Source organism: uncultured Sneathiella sp. (assembly GCF_963976355.1).
Taxonomy (GTDB): domain Bacteria; phylum Pseudomonadota; class Alphaproteobacteria; order Sneathiellales; family Sneathiellaceae; genus Sneathiella.
In genome coordinates this window covers 319,560-340,160 of sequence record NZ_CAXBKA010000003.1, presented here as the reverse complement: position 1 = coordinate 340,160, position 20,601 = coordinate 319,560, and the positions used below count along the sequence as shown (strand labels likewise).

The following is a 20,601-nucleotide window of genomic DNA, read 5'->3' as shown; positions in this document are numbered from 1 at the left end:
CTCAGCTCTCGCTGATGGTGACGGACTTGACCAGCGCCCAGACCGGCGTTTCCTTCTTGATCTTCATCTCCTCGAACGAGCGGCGGGTGATCCGCGCGGTCAGCGGGAAGCCGACATCCAGCAGGATTTCCTCCATGCCCCGGCTGCCAGCACAATGATCGACGACCTGTCCCTTCAGCCGGTTGAGGATGGAGAGGGATTTCGGCTCCGATTTGGCCAACGCGACATCGCGGGCGCGGATGCGCAGCCGCAGCACCGTGCCGGGTTCCCGCGCGTCCCCGGTCAGGAACAGCCGCCCGCCACCCACCGTCTCCAGGGTGAGCAGGTGATGGCCGGGCTCATAGGCAGTGACCGTCGCTTCCACCATCGTGCCCGCGTCATAGCCACCCGCATAGGGGATCAGGTCAAGGCGGCTTAAAATCTCCGCCGCCGGACCCGCCGCCTTCAGGCTCCCCTTGTCGAGCAGCACAATGGTATCGGCGAGGCGGGAAATCTCCTCGATCGAATGGGAGATATAGAGCGTTGTCAGGCCGAACTCCGATTTCAGCGCCTCGATCAGGGGCAGGATTTCCGCCTTGCGGCCCGCATCCAGACTGGACAGCGGCTCGTCCATGATCAGCAGTTTCGGATTACTGAGCAGCGCCCGCCCGATGGCAACCCTCTGGCGTTCCCCGCCGGAGAGGGAGGCGGGCTTGCGGTCCAGCAGTTTTTCGATACCGAGAATGCCGACCACCTTGTCGAAGGCGATAGCGGGACTGCCGTGCGCCAGTTGCCGCTTGCCATAGGTAAGATTGCCGCGCACGGAATAATGCGGGAACAGGCGGTGCTCCTGAAAGATAAAGCCGACATGACGCTGATGAACGGGAATGTTGATCGATTTCGCGGTATCGAACACGGTCCGCCCGTCAATCTCGATCCGGCCCTCATCGGGGGTGATGAGCCCGGCCAGCATCTTGGCGAGCATCGTCTTGCCCGCGCCGGAGGGGCCGAACACTGCGGTCAGGCCGGGCTCCGCCTTGAATTCCGCGCTGGTATGAAACCCATGAAATGTCTTCTTGAGCCGGATGTCGAGCATCAGTCACGCCCCTCCAGCAGTTTTGCCGAGCGGCGGCTCAGCCATTCAGAAAGCGCAATCGCCGCGAAGGCGAGCAGGACGGAGAGGATGACCAGCCGCCAGACGGCGCTCTCCCCGCCCGGCACCTGAAGCAGGGAATAGATGGCGAGCGGCAGGGTCTGGGTCTGGCCCGGGATATTGGCAACGAAGGTAATGGTCGCGCCGAACTCGCCAAGCGTCCGGGCAAAGCCGAGGGTCGCGCCCGCCAGAATTCCTGGCAGGATCAGCGGCAGGGTAATGGTCAGGAACACCATCACCGGCGACCGGCCGAGGGTGAGGGCGGCAACTTCAAGATTTGCATCGACCGCCTCGATCGCCTGGCGGATGGAGCGGACGATGAAGGGAAAGGCCATTACGGCGGTGGCGGCAACGACACCCTTCCAGTTGAAAATCAGCGACAGGCCGAATGTGTCATGAAGCCAGCCGCCGATCAGTCCGCGATTGCCGAGCATGATCAGCAGGAAATAACCGACAACCACCGGCGGCAGGACGATCGGCAGATGCACCAGCACATTGAGCAGCGTCTTGCCGTAAAACTCCCGCCGCGCCAGCAGCCAGGCGACGAACAGGGCGGGCAGCAAGGAGAGGCCGACGCACCAGAGAGCGACTTTTAAGGAAAGCAGGACGATTTCCATCTCCGCCGATGACATGCTTATGACCTCTTGTGGATCATGATGACCCTGCGGGCGAATTCCCGTACATTTCCTCCGGCGGCACCTCGACCTCGCTGATAATCTCCGCCGCGCCGTCCCGAATGGCAGTGAAGAAACAGGTGTGCCGCCCGGTGTGGCAGGCGACGCCGGTCTGATCGACCAGCAGCAATAACGTGTCGCCGTCGCAGTCGATCCGGAAATCGACGAGGCGCTGCACATGGCCTGATGTTTCCCCCTTGCGCCAGAGTTGGCGGCGGGAACGGGACCAGTAGCAGACGGTGCCGGTTGCCAGCGTTTCCCGAATGGCATCGGCATTCATCCAGGCCATCATCAGCACGTCGCCGCTGTCATGCTGTTGGGCGATGGCCGGGACCAGACCGTTCGAATCGAAAGTGATTTTATCGAGAATGTCGCTGCTCATCCTGATTTCCTGTTCTGAAATTGCGAATCATTGGCACCGATTCGTAAAATTTTCACTATTTTGCCGCGTTCAGACGGTCAAATCCGGCTTCCAGGTCGGCAATCAGGTCATCGACCGATTCCAGCCCGACATGAATCCGGATCAGCGGATCCCGGTTGTCCCATTTGGTCGCCGTCCGGACACCGGTCGGGTCGGCAGGCAGGATCAGACTCTCATATCCGCCCCAGGATGATCCCATGCCGAAAAATTCCAGCGGGTCCATGAAGGCGGCCATCACCTCCTCGGAGACTTCGCGAAGTCGGAAAGAGAACAGTCCGGACGAACCGAGGAAGTCGCGCTTCCAGATGGCGTGACCCGGATCGTCGGGCAGGGCGGGATGATACACCGCTGCCACCTCGTCGCGGCCCTTCAGCCATTCGGCGATGGCAATGGCATTCTCCATATGCTGCTTCAGCCGCACGGACAGGGTGCGGATGCCGCGCTGCGCGAGATAGGCATCATCGGGTCCGGTCGTCTGGCCGAGCAGATTTGCTCCCTTCTGCAGGACCGGCCAGCAGTCCTTCGTCGTGGTGACGATGCCGATCATTACATCGCTGTGGCCGACGATGTATTTCGTGCCCGCCTGGACCGAGATATCGACGCCATGCGCGAACGGTTTGAAGAAGAGCGGGGAGGCCCAGGTGTTGTCCATCACCACCAGCGCATCCCTTGAGTGCGCTACGTCCGCGATGGCCGGGATGTCCTGCATCTCGAAGGTGAGGGAGCCCGGCGCCTCGACATAGACGAGGCGCGTATTGGGCTGCATCAGATCGGCAATTCCGGCGCCGATCAGCGGATCGTAATAGGTCGTCTCGACCCCGAACCGTTTCAGATATCCATCGCAGAAAGAACGAACCGGACTGTAGACCGTATCGAGTACCAGAATATGATCCCCGGCCTTCACGAAGGCAAGGATCGCATTGGCGCAGGCCGCCATGCCGGAGGGGAAGACCTGGGCGCGGTAGCCGCCTTCCAGTTCCGCGACCGCATCCTCCAGCGACCAGGTGGTCGGGGTGCCGATCCGCCCGTAGGAGACAAGACGTTCGCCCGCCGCGCGTGCGGCATGGGCTTCTTTACGCGCCTTCAATGACGGAAAAAGAATGGTCGAGGCATGATAGACCGGGACGTTGACGACGCCGTGATTTGACTCCGGATCCCGACCGGCAACCACGATTCTTGTTTCATCTTTCATCGCAATAGAACCTGTACTTTCTGTGTTTTTATAACTCATGTTGAATATAGGAACCGCAGGCAACTTAAAAGGGATAAATTTCCGGCTTTGAGCAGCCGGATTTGATATTTTTTCGCAAGCGCAGCATATTTTTACATTGACGCAAGGAACAAAAATACTATCGTCAAACACTTAGGAGGTCATGGTAATTTAAATCATGACTTTCAAATGTAAATCACGAGAATGCTCAGAAAGAAGGTTAATATCTTAAGAGAAGCATGTGATGTAACTGACAAATATTGACTAATCATCAATGGACAGGAAGGTCATTTCATGAAAAAAGCGAGTTTTATTGCTGTCGCAACAGCAGCGACTTTTATGGCGACAGCGGCAACCGCAGCCACATTGGACGACGTGAAAGCCAAGGGCTTTATCCAGTGCGGCGTTACGACCGGTCTCGCCGGCTTTGCCGCGCCGAATAACGAAGGTAAGTGGGAAGGCTTTGACGTGGATTTCTGCCGCGCCATGTCGGCGGCTATCTTTGGAACTCCGGATAACGTCAAATACACGCCGACAACCGCCAAGGAGCGTTTCACCGCGCTTCAGTCCGGTGAAATCGATGTGCTGGCCCGGAACACGACCTGGACCTTCAGCCGCGACGTGAACCTCGGTTTTGAATTCGTCGGCGTTAATTACTACGACGGTCAGGGCTTCATGGTCAAAAAGGCTCTCGGCGTTAAGTCCGCGAAGGAGCTTGACGGCGCCCGTGTGTGCGTCCAGTCCGGTACAACGACCGAACTGAACCTTGCAGACTATTTCACCGCCAACGGCATGAAATACGACTCAGTCGTGTTCGACACCGCCGATGAGGTGCGTGAAGCATATCTGAAAGATACCTGCGACGTGTATACGACAGATGCGTCCGGTCTTTATGCACAGCGGTCGGTTGTTGCCGATCCGTCAGCGCATATCATTCTGCCGGAAATCATCTCGAAAGAGCCGCTCGGCCCGCTCGTGCGCCACGGCGACAACCAGTGGGGTGATATTGCCCGCTGGACGCTGAATGCGATGATCGAAGGGGAAGAGCTGAACATCACTTCCGAGAATGTCGAATCTCTGAAAGCAGACAGCGAGAACCCGAGCATTCAGCGTATCCTCGGTGTATCCGGTGATCTGGGCCAACAGCTGGGCCTTGACAACGAATGGGCCTACAACATCATCAAGGATGTCGGTAACTACGGTGAAGTCTTTGCCCGCAACCTTGGTGAGGGAACGCCCCTGAACATCGATCGTGGACTGAACCAGCAGTGGAGCAAGGGAGGCATCCTCTACGCACCACCGCTTCGCTAAGTAAGAAGTCATAGCGATTATGTGAAAGGAGTGTATGGCCTGTTTTAACCGGACATACACTCCTTTTGCTTTTTAACAGCCGTAGTCTTAACAATCCTTGGGGAGGAGTAGTTTATGACGGCAGAAGCAGCTGATCTTGAAGTTGCCAAACTCAGCAAATTTCGAGACCCGCGATACCGTGCAATTTTCTACCAGATTGTCGTAATCGCGCTATTTATTCTATTCGTCGCCTATGTCAGCCACAATACGGCGGTCAATCTGGAGAAACGCGGTATCGCCTCCGGATTTGGATTTCTAAGCCAGCCTTCGGGATTCGGCATCGGCATTGTCCTCCTGATGGACTACAGCAGTCAGACATCGACCCATCTTGATGTGCTGATTATCGGTATTATCAATACTCTCGCTGTTTCAATTTCCGGCATTTTCTTTGCGACCCTCATCGGTTTTGTCTTCGGCGTCCTGCGCCTGTCGAAAAACTGGGTCGTTAACAAGATCGCCGCCGTCTATATCGAGGTGGTCCGCAATATTCCGCTGCTGGTACAGTTGATGTTCTGGTATTTCGCGGTGTTGTCGGTCCTGCCACTCGTCGGGGACAGTATCTCCCTCGGTGACAGTTTCTACATCAATAACCGCGGTATGAATTTCCCGGCGATTATCCCCTCAGCCGGGTTCTGGCTTATCCCGGTCGCGCTGGTGGTGGCCATTATCGCCTCGGTGATGATCGGTAAATGGGCCAGCAAGCGCCAGGACCTGACCGGACAGATTTTCCCGGTATTCTGGACGAGTGTCGGCCTGATTATCGCCCTGCCGGTGATTGCGGCGCTGATCATGGGGCTTCCCTACACGATCAGCTATCCGGAATTCGGCCGCTTCAGCATCAACGGGGGCTGGTCGCTTGAACCGGAATTTCTGGCCTTGCTGCTCGGGCTGGCGATTTATACCGGCGCCTTTATCGCGGAAATCGTCCGCTCCGGTATCAACTCGGTCAGCCATGGCCAGACAGAGGCGGCCCATTCCCTCGGGATCCGGGGCAGCTTCACGATGCGGCTGGTGATCCTGCCGCAGGCGCTCCGGGTGATCGTTCCGCCGCTGACAAGCCAATATCTGAACCTGACGAAAAACTCCTCGCTTGCGACCGCCATCGGCTATGCGGATATTACGGCGATCTTCGCCGGCACGTCGCTGAACCAGACCGGTCAGGCGATTGAGGTTATTCTGATAACCATGGTGTTCTACCTGACCATAAGCCTCCTGATCTCGATGTTTATGAACTGGTACAACAAACGCATAGCACTGGTGGAGAGATAAGATGGCCATCGTCAAAACACAACGCCATGCGGATATGCCGCCCCCTGCCTCCCAGACCGGTGTTATCGGCTGGATGCGGGAGAATTTGTTTTCAAGTCCGCTGAACATCCTGCTGACCGTCGTATCGATTTATGTGGTCTGGTGGGCGCTCAGCGCGATTGTTTCCTACGCCTTTATCAATGCGAACTTCGTTGGCGAAACCCGCGAGGACTGCACGGGGAGTGGTGCCTGCTGGGTCTTTATCAAGGCCCGCTGGGGTCAGATCATGTACGGCTTCTATCCGGTCGAGGAGCGCTGGCGCATCGATGTCGGCTATGTTCTGGCGGCGATCGGGCTGTTCCTGGTCCTGTCCGACTTTGTGAAGAACAAGAAATGGCCGGCGATCTATACCTTCGTCTTTGTTCCTGTTGTCTGTTACTTCCTGTTCTACGGTGGATTCTTCGGGCTGCCGGTTGTCGAAACCTCGCAGTGGGGCGGTCTGTTCCTGACGCTGGTGCTGGCGTCAGTCTCGATCTTTGTGGCCCTGCCGCTCGGGATCGTCCTGGCGCTCGGACGGCGCTCGACCATGCCGATCGTGCGGATGCTCTGTGTCGGCTTTATTGAGCTGATCCGCGGCGTACCGCTGATTACGGTGCTGTTCATGGCCTCGGTCATGTTGCCGCTGTTCCTGCCCGAAGGGGTGAATTTCGACAAGCTCATCCGGGCGCTCGTCGGCATGTCGCTCTTCTCCGCTGCCTATATGGCCGAGGTGGTGCGCGGCGGCCTGCAGGCCATCGGCAAGGGTCAGACGGAGGCGGCGAGTTCACTCGGCCTCGGCTACTGGCAGTCGATGGGGCTGATTGTCCTGCCGCAGGCCCTCAAGATTTCCATCCCCTCGATCGTTAACACCTTCATCGGCCTGTTCAAGGATACGACGCTGGTGCTGATCATCGGGCTGCTGGATCTGTTGAGTATCGTCAAGGCCGGCACAACGGATAAGGAATGGGTCGGATTGGCGACCGAAGGCTATGTCTTCGTAGCCGCCACTTTCTGGATCTTCTGTTTTGGAATGTCACGTTATAGCATCTGGTTGGAGAACAAGCTCCATACCGGTCACAAGAGATAGGAGGGCGCAAATATGAGCGACGCTGCCATGAGCCAACAACAAAGCGATGTTGCGATCCAGTTGATCGGAATGCACAAATGGTATGGGGATTTCCATGTCCTCAAAGACATCAACCTGAGTGTTGAGCGGGGCGAGAAAATCGTTGTCTGCGGGCCATCCGGTTCCGGTAAGTCGACGATGATCCGCTGCATCAACCGGCTGGAAGAGCATCAGCAGGGCCAGATCATTGTGGACGGGATCGAGCTGACCAATGATGTGAAAAAAATCGATGAAATCCGCCGTGAGGTGGGTATGGTTTTCCAGCATTTCAACCTGTTCCCGCATCTCACGGTTCTGGAGAACTGCACGCTGGCACCGATCTGGGTGCGCAAGACGCCAAAGGCGGAAGCCGAGGCAACGGCGATGAAGTTCCTGGAGCGGGTGAAAATCCCCGAGCAGGCGAACAAATACCCCGGCCAGCTTTCCGGCGGTCAGCAGCAGCGTGTGGCGATTGCCCGCTCGCTCTGCATGAACCCGCGCATCATGCTGTTCGATGAGCCGACATCGGCGCTTGATCCGGAAATGATCTCCGAGGTGCTGGACACCATGATCAGCCTCGCCGAGGAGGGGATGACCATGATCTGCGTGACCCATGAAATGGGCTTCGCCAAGACGGTCGCCGACCGGGTGCTGTTCATGGACGCCGGCGAGATTATCGAGCAGGCCCCGCCGCAGGAGTTCTTCGAGAACCCGCAAAGCGAACGGACCAAACTATTCCTCAGCCAAATTCTGCACAACGCCTGATAAGTCTTTCTATAATAAGAAAAAGCCCGGTGATTTTACCGGGCTTTTTTTGCGTATTGATGTATTGTCTACTCTATTTATTGTGGTAAGTTTAATTGTTTTATTGCAGTGAGATCAATTTACGATGTTGTTAATGTTTAATAAACAATGTGTTGATAGAATGTTGACAAATGTAAACATTGAGTTATATTTGGTGTTGTCGAGTGACTAGACAAAGACATCCAGATAAGCATATTGAAAGCGCTATTAGTTATGCTGTATTGAACGGCTGGACAGTTAAGTTATCCAAAGGACATCCGTGGGGTAAGCTGTATTGCCACTTCCACGATAGAGAGGGCTGCATAGTTGTTGTGTGGTCGACACCGAGGAATGCGCAAAATCATGCAAAGGATATCATGAGATCTGTGGACCGCTGTCCACACCTTGCCAAGGAGGGCTGATTATGAAAATGTTTGAATTTGCAATAGTTGCCTTCGGTCAGAGTATCGAGGATGATGAATTCTTGAATGCTGTTTTTGAAGCTGGTTGTGATGATGCCACGTTGTCATTTCAAAAAGGCGTAATTGTTGCTGAATTTGCACGGGAAGCAGAGTCATTCGCAAAAGCCATTGCTTCAGCCTGTCATCAGCTTCGTCAGACGGGTGTAAAGATTGAGCGGATTGAACCTGACTATCTGGTAAGCTTGTCTGAAATTGCGGAGCGTTCTAATTTGAGCCGACAAAGAATCTCTTTGTATGCCAAAGGGGAGAGGTTAGAAGAATTTCCCCATCCTACTGTCAAGTTCACATCGAATCATCCTCTCTGGGACTGGTATCAGGTAGCGGAGTGGCTGTATCGGAACAACAATCTCGCTAAGGAAGTTGTCGTCGAGGCAAAGGTTGTGAGAGAAGCGAATATACACATTGACATGCTCGACATGCCGGATGGCAAGTTTTCCTCACAATTGGAGCAATGTGAAGTTATTTAAGGCGGCGCCTAGGTTCCGGCGCCAAGGGATTTCCAGTATTTTGTGTTGAGCTTGCCGATCATCCGGTCGTGCCAGCTTCCCAAACAGCCGCGGAAGCTGAGGCTGCCGGCGGTAGTGCTCTCATAACATTCCCGGACCACGGCGTTCGCGTTATCCCGGGCGCTGTCGCTGAAGCCGGAGCGGCTGCTGACGGCCTCGAAACCGGCGCGGGCGGTGGCGCGGGCATCATCACTTGCGCGTCCGCGCTCCGGCAGGCGGTTGATGGCCTGGCTGATCAGCTCGGCGGCGCCCTTCTTGTTGGTGTCGAGGTCAACAAGCTGCGTTGCCGCTTCGCGCAAGGGGCCGGTCGCCAGCAGAATATCCTCCTCCGTTTGCGGGTTCACGTCATTCTCGATCGGCATCGGGAGAAGCGAGAGATTCTCCGGCACCGCGATGCTGACTGTTAGCGGGCCGTATTTCTTCAGGGCCGTTTCCCGGAAGGCGACGCGGACGGCGTTATGGCCGCGCGCGGCAGTGATCGTGACCGGCAGGTGGCTGAGGGAAATTTCCTGCCCGGCGGGTGTCGTGCCGGTCAGGTCGAAAAAGCGGTCGCCATGCACGTAATAGCGGTTGCCGGGATTGGGAGAGGCGCGATGCTCCTGCAGGCAGATGGTGGTCAGCTCCACAGTGCATTCCCCGCGCTCGCAGGTGACGGGCAGGGTCAGTTCCGTCTGGGCCACCGCCAGAATCTGCGGGGCGGCGAGGGCCGACGCGGCGGCGAGAGTGCCGGTCAGCGCGGCGGCGGTGAAAAGGGACAGGGGCAGGCGTTTGGTCAGCGATGTCATCGGAAGTCTCCCGCAGTGTGAAGGGCGGACATATATATCAGGATAAACTGATACGGCGCGCCGGTCAACGCGCTCGCCACGTCACGACTTCGCGATCAGATTTCCTCGATCGGCTCGATCTCGATTTCCCGGCGGAGGACCGGCTCGAACCCGGCGCGCTGATACATCGGCAGGGCCTTGGGATGGTCGAGGGTGCAGGTGTTGATGGTGACTTTCTCCGGCTCCTTGAACCAGGCCTGCTCCAGCGCCCAGCCCAGGAACCACGGGCCGAGCTTGCGGCCGATAAATTCCGGCATGATCCCGAAATAGGCGATATCGACGGTGTCGGGCAGGTTGGCGCCGTTGATCTCGACAAAGCCTGCGGGCACGCCCTCCATATAGAGCACATAGAGTTCCGTCCCCGCATGGCCGAGGATGTCCGCCAGCTCGTCATCGGAAATCCGCTTGCGGTCGACCCAGCCCCAGTCCCGCCCGACCGCATCATAGAGATAGCGATAGAAGGAGATGGTGGGGTTTTCCGCCCGGATAATGGCATGGGGCGCGGCGGGCGGCGGCGGCGGGGCCGCGCTGACCCGCTCCGTCATCTCAAGGAAGGTGATTGTCACTGGCCATCTGCCCGCGAGAGTAGGCTGGGGAGGGCGTTTGAGGGGCATTTCTACTTTCCGGTATCGACAGGCTGTTCTTCGTCAAGGGCCCATTCGGTCCAGGATCCGTCATAGACGGCAACCCGGTGATGCCCCAGTAAATGCAGGCCGAAAGCAAGTACGCATGCCGTCACGCCTGATCCACAGGATGTAATCACCGGTTTCTTGAAATCAAGTCCTGTTCTATCAAAAGTTGCTTTTAGCTCATCAGCACCCCGAAATGTCTTGTCATCACTGTTCAACAGGTCCGTATAGGGCAGGTTGAGCGATCCCGGAATATGGCCGCCGCGCAGGCCTTCGCGCGGTTCCGGTTCATCCCCGGAGAAGCGCCCGGCGGAGCGGGCATCGAGCACCTGTTCCCGTTCCATGCCGATATTGCGGGCGATCTGGTCCTTCTCACGCAGCAGGAAGCTGTTGATGCGGGCGGTGAAATGGCGTTCCGCCGGTTTGACAGGAGCATCCTCGACCGCACGTCCCTCCGCCTTCCATTTCGGCAGGCCGCCATCGAGAATGGCGACATCCTGATGGCCGAACAGGCGCAGCAGCCACCAGGCGCGGGCGGCGGTGACCAGACCGAGGGTATCGTAAACGACGATGCGGTTGCCGTCGCCCAGGCCCAGTTTGCGCATCCGGCTCGAGAATTTCTCCGGGCTGGGCACCATATGGGGAAGGGGGTTGTCCGTATCGGCGATGTCATCAATATCGAAGAAGACCGCGCCGGGGATATGTTCGGCCTCATATTCAGCGCGGGGATTGCGCCCGGTGAAGGGCATGTGCCAGGAGGCATCGACGATGCGCACATCCGGCGCCTCCATATGCTCTGCCAGCCAGTCGGTTGAGACGAGAGAGGTAGGGTTTACATAGGACATTTTAATTCTTCCACGCTTTTTGCGGCGTCTTCGCCCGCCATCGGTTCCTGAGTATTATTCTGCGAATTCTAGCGACACCCGGCGGTTTTGCCGACCCTTCTTTTCAATTTTTCTGACCCGGACGGCGCCAATCTCCGATGTGTTGCGGACATGGGTGCCGCCGCAGGGCTGCAAATCGACATTGGCCACCTTGATCAGCCGGATTTTCCCGGCCCCGCGCGGAGGCTGCACGGACATGGTTTTCACAAGCTCGGGCTGGGCGTCCAGTTCCGCCTCGCTGATCCAGTCGCTGCTCACCGCATGGTTTTCGCCGATGATCCGGTTGAGTTCCGCCGTGATCTCCTCCTTGTCGAGGGTTGCCTCGGGCAGATCGAAATCAAGCCGCCCCTTGCCGTCGGAGACCTGCCCGCCGGTCACCGGATAGGGCAGCACGGCGGAGAGAAGATGCAGGCAACTATGCATCCGCATCAGGCGGTGGCGGGTGTCCCAGTCAATCTCGGCGGTCACCTCCGCGCCGACCTCGGGCAGGCGGCTGCCTTCCGCCGGGACATGGACCACCTCGTCCGGGGCCTCGCCCTTGACCGCCGTTGCAATCTCGATCACCGTGCCGTCGCCGAGCGTCAGTGTTCCCCTGTCGCCGGGCTGGCCGCCGCCGGTCGGATAGAAGACAGTCTGGTCGAGAAGGATGCCGCCGCGATCAGTCACGCCGGTGACCACCGCCGCCGTTCGGGTCAGATAGGCGTCGTCGCGAAATAGCGGTGTTGTCATTACAGGCTCCGGGTTGTTGATCAGCTCACGCCGGAAAGCCAGGGGGCCACCGGCAGGTTCTTTTCCTTCAGCATATCAACGTCCATCAGTTTGCTAAAGTATTTTTGCGCCGTATCGCACAGAACCGTGACAATGGTATGTCCGGGCCCCATTTCCTTCGCCATGCGAATCGCCCCGGCGACGTTGATCCCGGAGGAGAGACCCATCTGCAGCCCCTCATGGATATTGAGGTCATAGAGCACGTTCAAGGCTTCCACATCGTCGATCTGATAGGGAAAGTCGATCTCCAACCCTTCCAGGTTGGCGGTGATCCGCCCCTGGCCGATGCCTTCGGTGATTGAGCTGCCTTCCGATTTCATCTCGCCGTTCTTGTAGTAATTATAGAGTGCGGCGCCCATGGGATCGGCGAGGCCGATCTTGACGCCGGGCTTTTGCGCCCGGAGCGCCGTCGCCACACCGGCCAGCGTGCCGCCGCTGCCGACCGCGCAGATGAAGCCGTCGATCTTGCCGTCCGTCTGGTTCCAGATCTCCGGGCCCGTGGTGTCGATATGACCCTGACGGTTGGCGACATTATCGAACTGGTTGGCCCAGATGGCGCCGCCGGGATGGGTTTTCGCCATTTCCTCCGCCAGTCGGCCGGAATATTTGATGTAATTGTCCGGGTCCTTGTAGGGTTTGGCCGGGACCAGGCGTAGATCAACGCCGCAATAGCGCAGCAGCGCCTTTTTCTCCTCGGTCTGGGTTTCGGGCATGACGATGACGGTCTTATAGCCCTTGGCATTGGCGACCAGCGCCAGGCCGATGCCGGTATTGCCCGCCGTGCCCTCGACAATCATGCCGCCGGGCTTGAGCAGGCCCTTTTCCTCGGCATCCTTGATGATGGCCAGCGCCGCGCGGTCCTTGACCGATCCGCCGGGATTGAGAAACTCGGCCTTGCCGAAAATATCGCATCCTGTCGCCTCGGAGGCGGCGGTGAGGCGAATGAGGGGCGTGTTGCCGATGCTGTCGATAAAGTCTTTGCGGATTTCCATGATGCCGATCTGTAGTTTTTTATGATTACCAGTGCATTACTGTTAATCTGGCCATATACCATCGGTACGTCAAGATACGAAGGATAAATAAAAGCGCCGGCCGGATGCCGGTTGAGCGCCGCCGCGAGGGCCGTCCGCAGAAGTGGAATATTGACGGAATTATATCAATCGATTATAATATAAGTTATATTTATATAAATTTAATTTTCATAACACACTATACGAACCCGCTTTACCTGATTTTGAGATTCTATTTTTCTCTCCATTGACCTAGGCGTTGCGAACTCCGGACACAGGTATGCGCAAACGATTTCCGACTATCCGGCGGCTGTACGGGATTGGCAGAAGGCGTCCCCCGCCGGGCTGCATTCATAAAGAAACAGTCAAGTTTATTTTTGGGATTGAGAGGTACTATGACATTCGAAGACAGCAGCCCCCGCAGCTTGCGGGAGCGTCGAATCATGCCCAAGGTAGCGGTTCACTCGTCGGCACGGGAGAGCGGCCAACCCTTAAAAAAGCACTGCGCCTGCCGGAAAAGCGGAGCGGCCGGAGAACACAGACCGAAGCAGCGTCGTCAGGGCGGTGCCCGATTCTATGCGGCACTGACGGATGATCAGATCCGCACGGTCGAGATGATTGTCCGGGGCTTTCAACTTCGCACATCCGGCATCGGAATGCGGACGCAGTCCTTTTCCATCCTCCCGCCGTCTACCGGCAATATCGAGGAGAAGCAATCGGAGCTGGTGCGGCGGTTCATGCGCTGGGCGGTGGCAGTGCAGCAGAACGGCATGTCCGTTGCGACTGTTCTGGATATAATTGTGTTCGAGAAAAGTTTCCGCACTGTCGATCGGGAGCGGCAGAAACGAAACGGTTTTTCCCGTTCGCAACTGCTGGACAGCCTTGACCTCTACGATCAGCGGATAAAAAACACTCAATAATAGAAAATGAATTGACATACGGGGAGCGATAGGATAAACTATTTCTCATAGTCGGAAATTGGGCCTGCGGAAAATAAATTTTTCTGCAGGCCTTTTTATTTGATGTATTGCATTGTAATACTTATGTAAATTATACATTTTTTCTAAGTAACTTTACATATTCCGGAGATAATCCGGATCCTGAAGCCTGCCTATACAGATATTTCCATTCATAGAAATACATCTATTAGTAGTAATTAAAGTATAAAATTTTATCATTTTAAGGCGCAATAAATGAAAACCATTGACCTGATGAAGGCTGCCCTCAACAATAAATTATGGCGGCGCAGCACGGCGCTTCCCTTACTAGAAGAGATCAAGAAGGCGGGGCGTATCAATGATATCGTTGCGCTGCTGGGCTCCGTCTTTCAACGTAAAGAGGAGGAAACCATCCGCCGGTTCGTCGCCGATGTCTTCGCCGGGGAAATTCTGGAAATCGCCGATGGCGCCAATGACAATGCCGAAACGCCGGGTGAGGTGAAAGAGGATGTCTCCCGCTCCAAACTGCGGATCGATACGCGCAAATGGCTGATGGCGCATCTGGCGCCCGCGCAATATGGCGACGGCGCGGCGGCGAATGACAAGGGCAAGGGCGGCTTCTTTACGCCGCGCCTGTATATACCGGAAAATGGACGTGATTAGGCCGCAGCCGGGCCCGCAGGAGATGTTCCTCTCCAGCCCGGCGGACATCGCCATCTATGGCGGCGCGGCGGGCGGCGGCAAGAGCTTCGCGCTGCTGATGGAACCGCTCCGTCATGTGGCGGCGCCGGGGTTCAGCGCCGTCATCTTTCGCCGCACCTCGAAACAGGTGCGCAACGAGGGCGGGCTCTGGGATGCGTCCTGCGGACTCTACGGCCTCCTCGGCGCCAAGGGGCGGGAGAGCGAGCTCAGCTGGAAATTCCCGAGCGGTGCCTCCATCAGCTTCGGCCATCTGGAGCATGAAAAGAACAAATATGACTGGCAGGGATCGGAGCTGGCCTATCTTGGCTTTGACGAGCTGACCCATTTCACCGAGAGCCAGTTCTTCTATCTCCTGAGCCGCAACCGCTCGGTCAGCGGGGCGGCGCCCTATGTGCGGGCAACCTGCAATCCGGATGCGGACAGCTGGGTCGCGGATTTTATCCGCTGGTGGATCGATCCGGAGACGGGTTATCCGGTCCCGGCGCGCTCGGGCAAGCTGCGCTGGTTCGTGCGCGAGGAGGACAGCCTCGTCTGGGGCGATGACAAGGCGGCGCTGGAGGCGGCGCATAAGGGCAAGATCGCCAAGTCGGCGACCTTCATCGCCGCGCGGATCGAGAATAACAAGATCCTGATGGAACGGGACCCGGGTTATCGCGCCAATCTCGCTGCGCTCTCGACCGTGGATCGCGAACGGCTGCTCTCGGGCAACTGGAAAATCCGCCCGGCGGCAGGCGCCTATTTTCGCCGGAGCTGGTTTCCGGTGGTGACGAGTGCCCCGGCGGAGGTGCGACGCGTACGCGGCTGGGACCTCGCGGGCAGCCATGCCGAGGCGGGCGCGCAGCCCGACTGGACCGCGGGTGTCCTTCTTGCGCGGGACAAGGACGGCATTTTCTATATCGAGCATGTGGAACGGTTGCAGGGCACTCCGAACGAGGTTGACCGCACCATCTATAATCTCGCGGGCAGCGACGGGCGGGAGACGACCATCGCCCTGCCGCAGGACCCGGGGCAGGCGGGCAAGTCGCAGGCGCTGGCGCTGGTCCGCCTGCTCGCCGGGTTCCGGGTGAAGAGCCAGCCGGTGACCGGCAGCAAGATCGTCCGGGCGATGCCCTTTTCCTCGCAATGCGAGGCGGGGAACGTGAAGCTGGTGGCGGGGCCGTGGAATGCGGATTTCCTCACCGAGCTCGAAAATTTCCCGGCGGGCCGCCATGACGACCAGGTGGATGCTGTCTGCGAGGCGTTTAACCTGCTCACCCAACATAGTCAGAAATCACAACAGGATATGTACTCATGAACGATCCGTCCAAAACCTCCCCGCTCTATGACGGCATGGCGGCGAAATGGTCGCTGCCGCAGACGCTGATGGGCGGCACCCTCGCCATGCAGGCGGCGGGTACAAAGTTCCTGCCGCGCCATCCGGCGGAAAACAGCGCGATCTATGCGGAACGGGCGAGCCGCTCTGTCCTGCGTAATTATTTCCGCCGCACGGTGCAGAAGCTTGTCGGGCGGGTCTTTGCCGAACCGCTGATCATCTCCGACGATATGCCGGATGAAATCGTCGCCATCTTGCGGAATATCGATCTGGTCGGGCGCGGCCTCAATGTCTTCGCCCGCGACTGGTTCGAGGACGCGATGGTCTGCGGTCTGTCCCATGTGCTGGTCGATTTTCCGAGCGCGGCGGGCGGTGCCTCGCTGGCCGAGGAACGCGAGAACGGCGCCCGGCCCTATGCCGTACATGTGCGCGCCGATCAGCTGATCGCGGCGCAATGGGACAGCCGGGGCGGCGACAAGATACTGACGCAGATCCGCATCCGCGAGAAGGCGGTGCGCTATCACGGGTTCGAGGAAGTGGAGCAGGAGCAGATCCGCGTGATTGAGCCCGACCGCTGGCGGCTTTACCGGCAGGACAAGGGCGGCAAATGGATCGAGGCAGAGGCCGGCGACAACAGCCTTGGCCGCATCCCGCTGGTCACGCTCTATACGGCGCGGAAAGGGTTTCTGCTCGCCGATCCGCCGCTTGAAGACCTGGCGTTTCTCAATCTTGAACATTACCAGATCCGCTCCGACCAGCGGAACGCGCTCAATGTCGCGTCCTTCCCCATCTTGGCGGCGAGCGGTTACAACCCGGAGATTGACGGCCCCATCGAGGTTGGCCCCAACAAGGTGCTGACCACCAGCGAGAGCGAGGGCAAATATTATTATGTCGAAAGCTCCGGCGCGGCGCTGGAGGCGGGGGCACGGGAACTGGAAGCGCTGGAGCAGGCGATGAACCTGTTCGGCCTGCAGTTCGAGACGGCGAAGCAGGCGGAAACGGCGACCGGCCGGGCGCTGGACGCTGCCGATGCGCTCTCTCCGCTGGGCGCGATGGCGATGAACCTGGAGGACAGCCTGAACGCCATGCTGGCCCTCATCGCCGATTGGATGAACCAACCGGTAACCGGCACAATTGGGATCAGCGCCGGGTTCGATGCGCAAAAGCCGGGGGCGGCCGATCTCGACTTCCTGATGGAGGCGCGGCGGCTTGGCGATGTCAGCAAGGAGGAGTTCCTGCGCGAAGCGAAGGTGCGCGGGCTGCTCACCGACAGCCTGAAGGTGAATGCCGCGCCTGTCTGAGCTGATCCCGGATCCGGTCCTATTTGTCGAAACACAGCCCCGTTTTCCGGGGCTTTTTTATTGAGGTTGCCATGTTTGATTTTCCTGAAAATGTTACTGACCTTGCCGATGTTTCCGAGAGCTACCGGAGCCTCTACCAGCCGGGGGAGGAGGGGTTTATCCTCGATCCCGTGCTGGCTTCGAGGCTCGATGTTTCCGGTCTTCTCTCGGCGCTGGAGAAGGAGCGCGGCTCCGGCCAGTCGCTGGAGAAGGAGCTGAAAGCCTGGCGACAGCTCGGCGCCGATCCGGAGACCGCCTGGGCCGAGAAGGCAAAGGCACTCACGGCGGAATTCACGGAGCAGTTCGATGCGGTGCTGGCCGCAAAGGACGCGGAGATCGCGCGGCTCAAAGAAAGCAACGCGGAATTTCTGATCACCACGCGAGCGCATGATGCACTTCTGAAGGCAGGGGGGAGCGTTGATCTCCTGATGCCGCATATCCGGAGTGCCGTTGCGCTGGTTGAAGACGGGGGAGCGGCCCATATCCGCATCCTCGGCACTGACGGGAGCATTCGCGAAACATCGGAAGGGACGCCGATGACACTCCCCGAGCTTGTCGCCGAGATGCGAAACTCCCCCGTTTTCGCCAGGGCGTTCGACCCCACGGGCAACCGCGGCTCCGGCATGGACCCGGCCGCAACGCCGGTCCGCCGCTCCACCATCAACGGCCATAACCAATGGGCCCTGAATACGCGCATCGAGGATATCGCCACCGGGAAGGTGTCGGTCAGCCTCTAGCGCATAAGTCCGCGGGATGCGGCATCCGCCCGGGACGGGCAGCGACAGTCTTTCATCAATCCCAGAATAACGGAGACAAAAATGGCAAATGATATCTCGGCCGCCATACCGAAAATCCTGGCGCGCGGCCTGATGGCCCTGCGCGAACAAACCGTGATGCCGCGCCTCGTCAATGGCGACTTCAGTGCCGATGCGGCGCAGAAAGGCGACACCATCGATGTGATCCTCCCCTCTGACCTGACAGCGGAGGATGTGACGCCGGGCACCACCCCGCCAACACCGACCAGCTCGACCCTTGAGAAAGTGCAGATCGAGCTGAACAACTGGAAAAAGGCGGACTTCTATCTCACCGACAAGGAGATGATGGAGGTCGATGCGCGCGAGAGCTTCATGCCCGTGCAGGCGAGTGCCGCGATCCGGGCGCTGGCCAATGCGGTCAACCAGTCGATCCACGCGCAATATACCGGCATCTACGGCCTTGTCGGCGCGGCGGGCACGACGCCCTTCGCGACGGACGCCAGCGATGCCACAGCGGCGCGCAAGCTGCTGATGGAGCAGAAGGCCCCGAAGGAGTTCCGCTATGGCGTGCTTGATTTCGATGCGGAATCCAACGCGCTCGATCTCGCGGCCTTCGCCGATGCCGACCGGGCGGGCAGCAATTCCGTCAAGATCGACGGTGAGATCGGCCGCAAATACGGCATTGACTGGTACAGCGACGATCATGTCGCCACCCATGTCACCGGGGCGGAAGGCACGACGCTGGTCAAGGGCGGATCGCAGACCGGCTCGACCCTGATTGCCGACGGTTTCACGACCAAGCCGTCCGTTGGCGACATCTTCACCATCGATGGCGATGCCCAGCAATATGTCGTGCTCGCCGCGACGGATTTGTCGGGCACGGAATCGACCCTGACCATCTCCCCCGCGATCACTTCGGCCCCGGCCAATGACGCGGCGATGACCTTCGTCGATGATCATGTGGTCAATCTGGTGTTCAACCGCGACGCCTTCGCCTTCGCCAACCGGCCGCTGGCCTACAGCACGCAGGATATGGGGCTCGGCAGCCAGATCATGTCGATGACCGATCCGGAGACGGGAATCTCGCTGCGTCTGGAGGTCTCGCGCCAGTACAAGCAGGTGGTTTGGGAGTTCGACATCCTCTGGGGTGTCGCGCTGGTTCGGCCGGAACTGGCCGTCCGCCTCGCGGGCTGACTGACCGGGGGAGCGGTGCGAAACATCGCCGCTCCCTTTTTCTTGAAAGATCTAGCAGGAAGACATCCATGACCTTGATAACCGAAACCGGCAGCGGCGTCACCGGGGCGACTGCTTACGTCTCTCTCTCCGAGGCCGACAGCCATTTCACGGCGCTCGCCCATGACGGCTGGACCGCCGCCGCCGACGGGGCGCGGGAACAGGCGCTTATCCGGGCGGCCCTGCATATCGACAGCTATCTCTATCCCGGCGTCGTCCTGGAGCGGGATCAGGGGCTTAAATGGCCAAGGAGCGGCGCCTATGACAATGACGGCCGCGCCATCACCGGCATTCCCCATGCGCTGCGCACGGCGGCGCTGGAACTGGCGGCTATCTTCCTTGCCGATGGCGACGGCCTCGATACGCGCCAGCCGGTGCGGCAGAAAATCGGCCCCATAGAGGTCTCCTATGAGGAAGGCAGAAAGCGCATGAGCTTCATCTTCCGCCTGTTGCAGCAGATCGGCGCGCGGGTGTCCACGAACAATCTGGTAAGGGGGTAGGGCAATGCGGAATGACTCCATCCGGCGCATGGTGCGCGACCTTTTCGATCTCGCAGGGGAGGTGGCGGTAAGCGCAACCCTCCGCCAGAAAACGCAAGGCGACTATGACCCCGGCAGCAGCGCCGAAGAGACAACCGGCGATACCGCCATCCGTCTTGTCCGCACGGAGAAAACCCTTGCCGATGCTGCGAACGCCGACGGCGCGGTCATCAACCCGGCGCGGCATCACGCCCTGATCGAATGCGAGGCGGTGACGCCGAAGGCCGATGATGATCTCGTCATCGGGGCGGAAACTTTCACATTGCTGCAGGTGGTCGCCGCCGATACCGGCGCGGGCATTCTTTACGAGGTGAGCTACCAATGAGCTATCGCAAAATTCAGGCGGCGCTGGATGCGCGTCTTCAGGTCTATCAGAGCGAGGATGTGGCCTTTCCCGCGCGGCCCTATTACCCGGCCCACGGCAAGGCCTATCTTCAGGCAAGTTTCCTGCCCGCCCCGGCGGAAGGGATATTCCTCGGCTCCGGCGCGGTGGAACTGCATACGGGCGACTACCGCATCACCGTGCATGACGCCGATATGATCGCCGCCCAGAGCCGGATCGATGCGCTCCGGGCGCATTTCAACAAGGGGCGGGTCCTCAGCTTCGACGGCCTCGACGTTCATCTCGACGGGGCGGCGGTCGGCGCCAATGAGGGCGACCTCAAGAAAGTCATTCTCCCGCTTCTCATTTTCTGGCGCAGCTATTTTTAAGGAGCC

23 protein-coding genes are annotated in these 20,601 nt (G+C 58.8%); 14 read left to right on the top strand and 9 right to left on the bottom strand.

Annotation, left to right across the window (positions count from 1 at the left end):
- Nucleotide 1: 1 nt before the first annotated feature.
- Genes modC through metC form a run of 4 tightly spaced genes read right to left on the bottom strand, consistent with a single transcriptional unit; the run spans nt 2 to nt 3,419 of the window.
- A complete protein-coding gene (modC, locus tag AAC599_RS08685; protein WP_340150012.1) occupies nt 2–1,075 on the bottom strand; it encodes a molybdenum ABC transporter ATP-binding protein in 1,074 nt (357 codons plus the stop codon).
- Complete coding sequence (modB, locus tag AAC599_RS08680) at nt 1,075–1,764, bottom strand: molybdate ABC transporter permease subunit (RefSeq protein WP_340150011.1); 690 nt, start codon at nt 1,762–1,764, stop codon at nt 1,075–1,077. The genes modC and modB overlap by 1 nt, the downstream gene beginning before the upstream one ends.
- Before the next feature lie 19 nt (nt 1,765–1,783).
- The gene (gene hisI / locus AAC599_RS08675) at nt 1,784–2,188 is read right to left on the bottom strand and encodes a phosphoribosyl-AMP cyclohydrolase (RefSeq protein ID WP_340150010.1); all 405 of its coding nucleotides are present in this window, start codon (nt 2,186–2,188) and stop codon (nt 1,784–1,786) included.
- Nucleotides 2,189–2,243: 55 nt separating this feature from the next.
- Nucleotides 2,244–3,419 carry a cystathionine beta-lyase gene (metC, locus tag AAC599_RS08670; protein ID WP_340150009.1) on the bottom strand — a complete coding sequence of 392 codons (1,176 nt, stop codon included), beginning with the start codon at nt 3,417–3,419 and terminating at the stop codon, nt 2,244–2,246.
- A 312-nt stretch (nt 3,420–3,731) separates the two neighbouring features.
- On the opposite strand from metC, the gene AAC599_RS08665 reads away from it, so the two are divergent.
- The 5 genes from AAC599_RS08665 to AAC599_RS08645 all read left to right on the top strand — a co-directional run bounded on the left by AAC599_RS08665 (nt 3,732) and on the right by AAC599_RS08645 (nt 8,911).
- Nucleotides 3,732–4,748 (top strand): transporter substrate-binding domain-containing protein, encoded by a 1,017-nt coding sequence (locus AAC599_RS08665; RefSeq protein WP_340150008.1) that lies wholly within the window; start codon nt 3,732–3,734, stop codon nt 4,746–4,748.
- A gap of 114 nt (nt 4,749–4,862) precedes the next feature.
- Entirely contained in the window at nt 4,863–6,056 is a 1,194-nt protein-coding gene (locus AAC599_RS08660) for an amino acid ABC transporter permease (RefSeq protein ID WP_340150007.1), read from the top strand.
- Nucleotide 6,057: 1 nt separating this feature from the next.
- On the top strand, nt 6,058–7,161 hold the full coding sequence (locus AAC599_RS08655) for an amino acid ABC transporter permease (protein WP_340150006.1): 1,104 nt from the start codon (nt 6,058–6,060) through the stop codon (nt 7,159–7,161).
- A gap of 12 nt (nt 7,162–7,173) precedes the next feature.
- A complete protein-coding gene (locus AAC599_RS08650; RefSeq protein ID WP_340150005.1) occupies nt 7,174–7,944 on the top strand; it encodes an amino acid ABC transporter ATP-binding protein in 771 nt (256 codons plus the stop codon).
- 442 nt (nt 7,945–8,386) lie between these two features.
- On the top strand, nt 8,387–8,911 hold the full coding sequence (locus AAC599_RS08645) for a hypothetical protein (RefSeq protein WP_340150004.1): 525 nt from the start codon (nt 8,387–8,389) through the stop codon (nt 8,909–8,911).
- A gap of 8 nt (nt 8,912–8,919) precedes the next feature.
- Here AAC599_RS08645 and AAC599_RS08640 read toward each other — a convergent pair whose 3' ends face one another.
- The 5 genes from AAC599_RS08640 to AAC599_RS08620 all read right to left on the bottom strand — a co-directional run bounded on the left by AAC599_RS08640 (nt 8,920) and on the right by AAC599_RS08620 (nt 13,047).
- Nucleotides 8,920–9,735 carry a hypothetical protein gene (locus AAC599_RS08640; RefSeq protein ID WP_340150003.1) on the bottom strand — a complete coding sequence of 272 codons (816 nt, stop codon included), beginning with the start codon at nt 9,733–9,735 and terminating at the stop codon, nt 8,920–8,922.
- Nucleotides 9,736–9,830: 95 nt separating this feature from the next.
- On the bottom strand, nt 9,831–10,388 hold the full coding sequence (locus tag AAC599_RS08635; RefSeq protein ID WP_340150002.1) for a GNAT family N-acetyltransferase: 558 nt from the start codon (nt 10,386–10,388) through the stop codon (nt 9,831–9,833).
- A gap of 2 nt (nt 10,389–10,390) precedes the next feature.
- Complete coding sequence (gene sseA / locus AAC599_RS08630) at nt 10,391–11,248, bottom strand: 3-mercaptopyruvate sulfurtransferase (RefSeq protein WP_340150001.1); 858 nt, start codon at nt 11,246–11,248, stop codon at nt 10,391–10,393.
- Between the two features lie 54 nt (nt 11,249–11,302).
- Nucleotides 11,303–12,016 carry an alanyl-tRNA editing protein gene (locus tag AAC599_RS08625; protein ID WP_340150000.1) on the bottom strand — a complete coding sequence of 238 codons (714 nt, stop codon included), beginning with the start codon at nt 12,014–12,016 and terminating at the stop codon, nt 11,303–11,305.
- A gap of 20 nt (nt 12,017–12,036) precedes the next feature.
- Nucleotides 12,037–13,047 carry a cysteine synthase A gene (locus AAC599_RS08620; RefSeq protein WP_340149999.1) on the bottom strand — a complete coding sequence of 337 codons (1,011 nt, stop codon included), beginning with the start codon at nt 13,045–13,047 and terminating at the stop codon, nt 12,037–12,039.
- Nucleotides 13,048–13,460: 413 nt separating this feature from the next.
- Here AAC599_RS08620 and AAC599_RS08615 point away from each other — a divergent pair, with 413 nt between their 5' ends.
- From AAC599_RS08615 to AAC599_RS08575, 9 genes are all read left to right on the top strand, one after another.
- Nucleotides 13,461–13,985, top strand: coding sequence for a hypothetical protein (locus AAC599_RS08615; protein WP_340149998.1), 525 nt, complete (start codon nt 13,461–13,463; stop codon nt 13,983–13,985).
- Nucleotides 13,986–14,258: 273 nt separating this feature from the next.
- Nucleotides 14,259–14,666 (top strand): hypothetical protein, encoded by a 408-nt coding sequence (locus tag AAC599_RS08610; RefSeq protein ID WP_340149997.1) that lies wholly within the window; start codon nt 14,259–14,261, stop codon nt 14,664–14,666.
- Complete coding sequence (terL, locus tag AAC599_RS08605) at nt 14,659–15,999, top strand: phage terminase large subunit (RefSeq protein ID WP_340149996.1); 1,341 nt, start codon at nt 14,659–14,661, stop codon at nt 15,997–15,999. Before AAC599_RS08610 ends, terL begins: the two co-directional genes overlap by 8 nt.
- Nucleotides 15,996–17,318 (top strand): DUF4055 domain-containing protein, encoded by a 1,323-nt coding sequence (locus AAC599_RS08600; RefSeq protein WP_340149995.1) that lies wholly within the window; start codon nt 15,996–15,998, stop codon nt 17,316–17,318. Before terL ends, AAC599_RS08600 begins: the two co-directional genes overlap by 4 nt.
- 71 nt (nt 17,319–17,389) lie before the next feature.
- A complete protein-coding gene (locus AAC599_RS08595) occupies nt 17,390–18,094 on the top strand; it encodes a hypothetical protein (RefSeq protein WP_340149994.1) in 705 nt (234 codons plus the stop codon).
- 81 nt (nt 18,095–18,175) lie between these two features.
- Complete coding sequence (locus tag AAC599_RS08590) at nt 18,176–19,306, top strand: P22 phage major capsid protein family protein (RefSeq protein ID WP_340149993.1); 1,131 nt, start codon at nt 18,176–18,178, stop codon at nt 19,304–19,306.
- 68 nt (nt 19,307–19,374) lie between these two features.
- A complete protein-coding gene (locus AAC599_RS08585) occupies nt 19,375–19,845 on the top strand; it encodes a DnaT-like ssDNA-binding protein (protein WP_340149992.1) in 471 nt (156 codons plus the stop codon).
- Nucleotides 19,846–19,849: 4 nt separating this feature from the next.
- Nucleotides 19,850–20,209 carry a hypothetical protein gene (locus AAC599_RS08580; protein ID WP_340149991.1) on the top strand — a complete coding sequence of 120 codons (360 nt, stop codon included), beginning with the start codon at nt 19,850–19,852 and terminating at the stop codon, nt 20,207–20,209.
- Nucleotides 20,206–20,595 (top strand): phage tail terminator-like protein, encoded by a 390-nt coding sequence (locus AAC599_RS08575; protein ID WP_340149990.1) that lies wholly within the window; start codon nt 20,206–20,208, stop codon nt 20,593–20,595. The genes AAC599_RS08580 and AAC599_RS08575 overlap by 4 nt, the downstream gene beginning before the upstream one ends.
- The last annotated feature ends 6 nt before the right edge of the window (nt 20,596–20,601 follow it).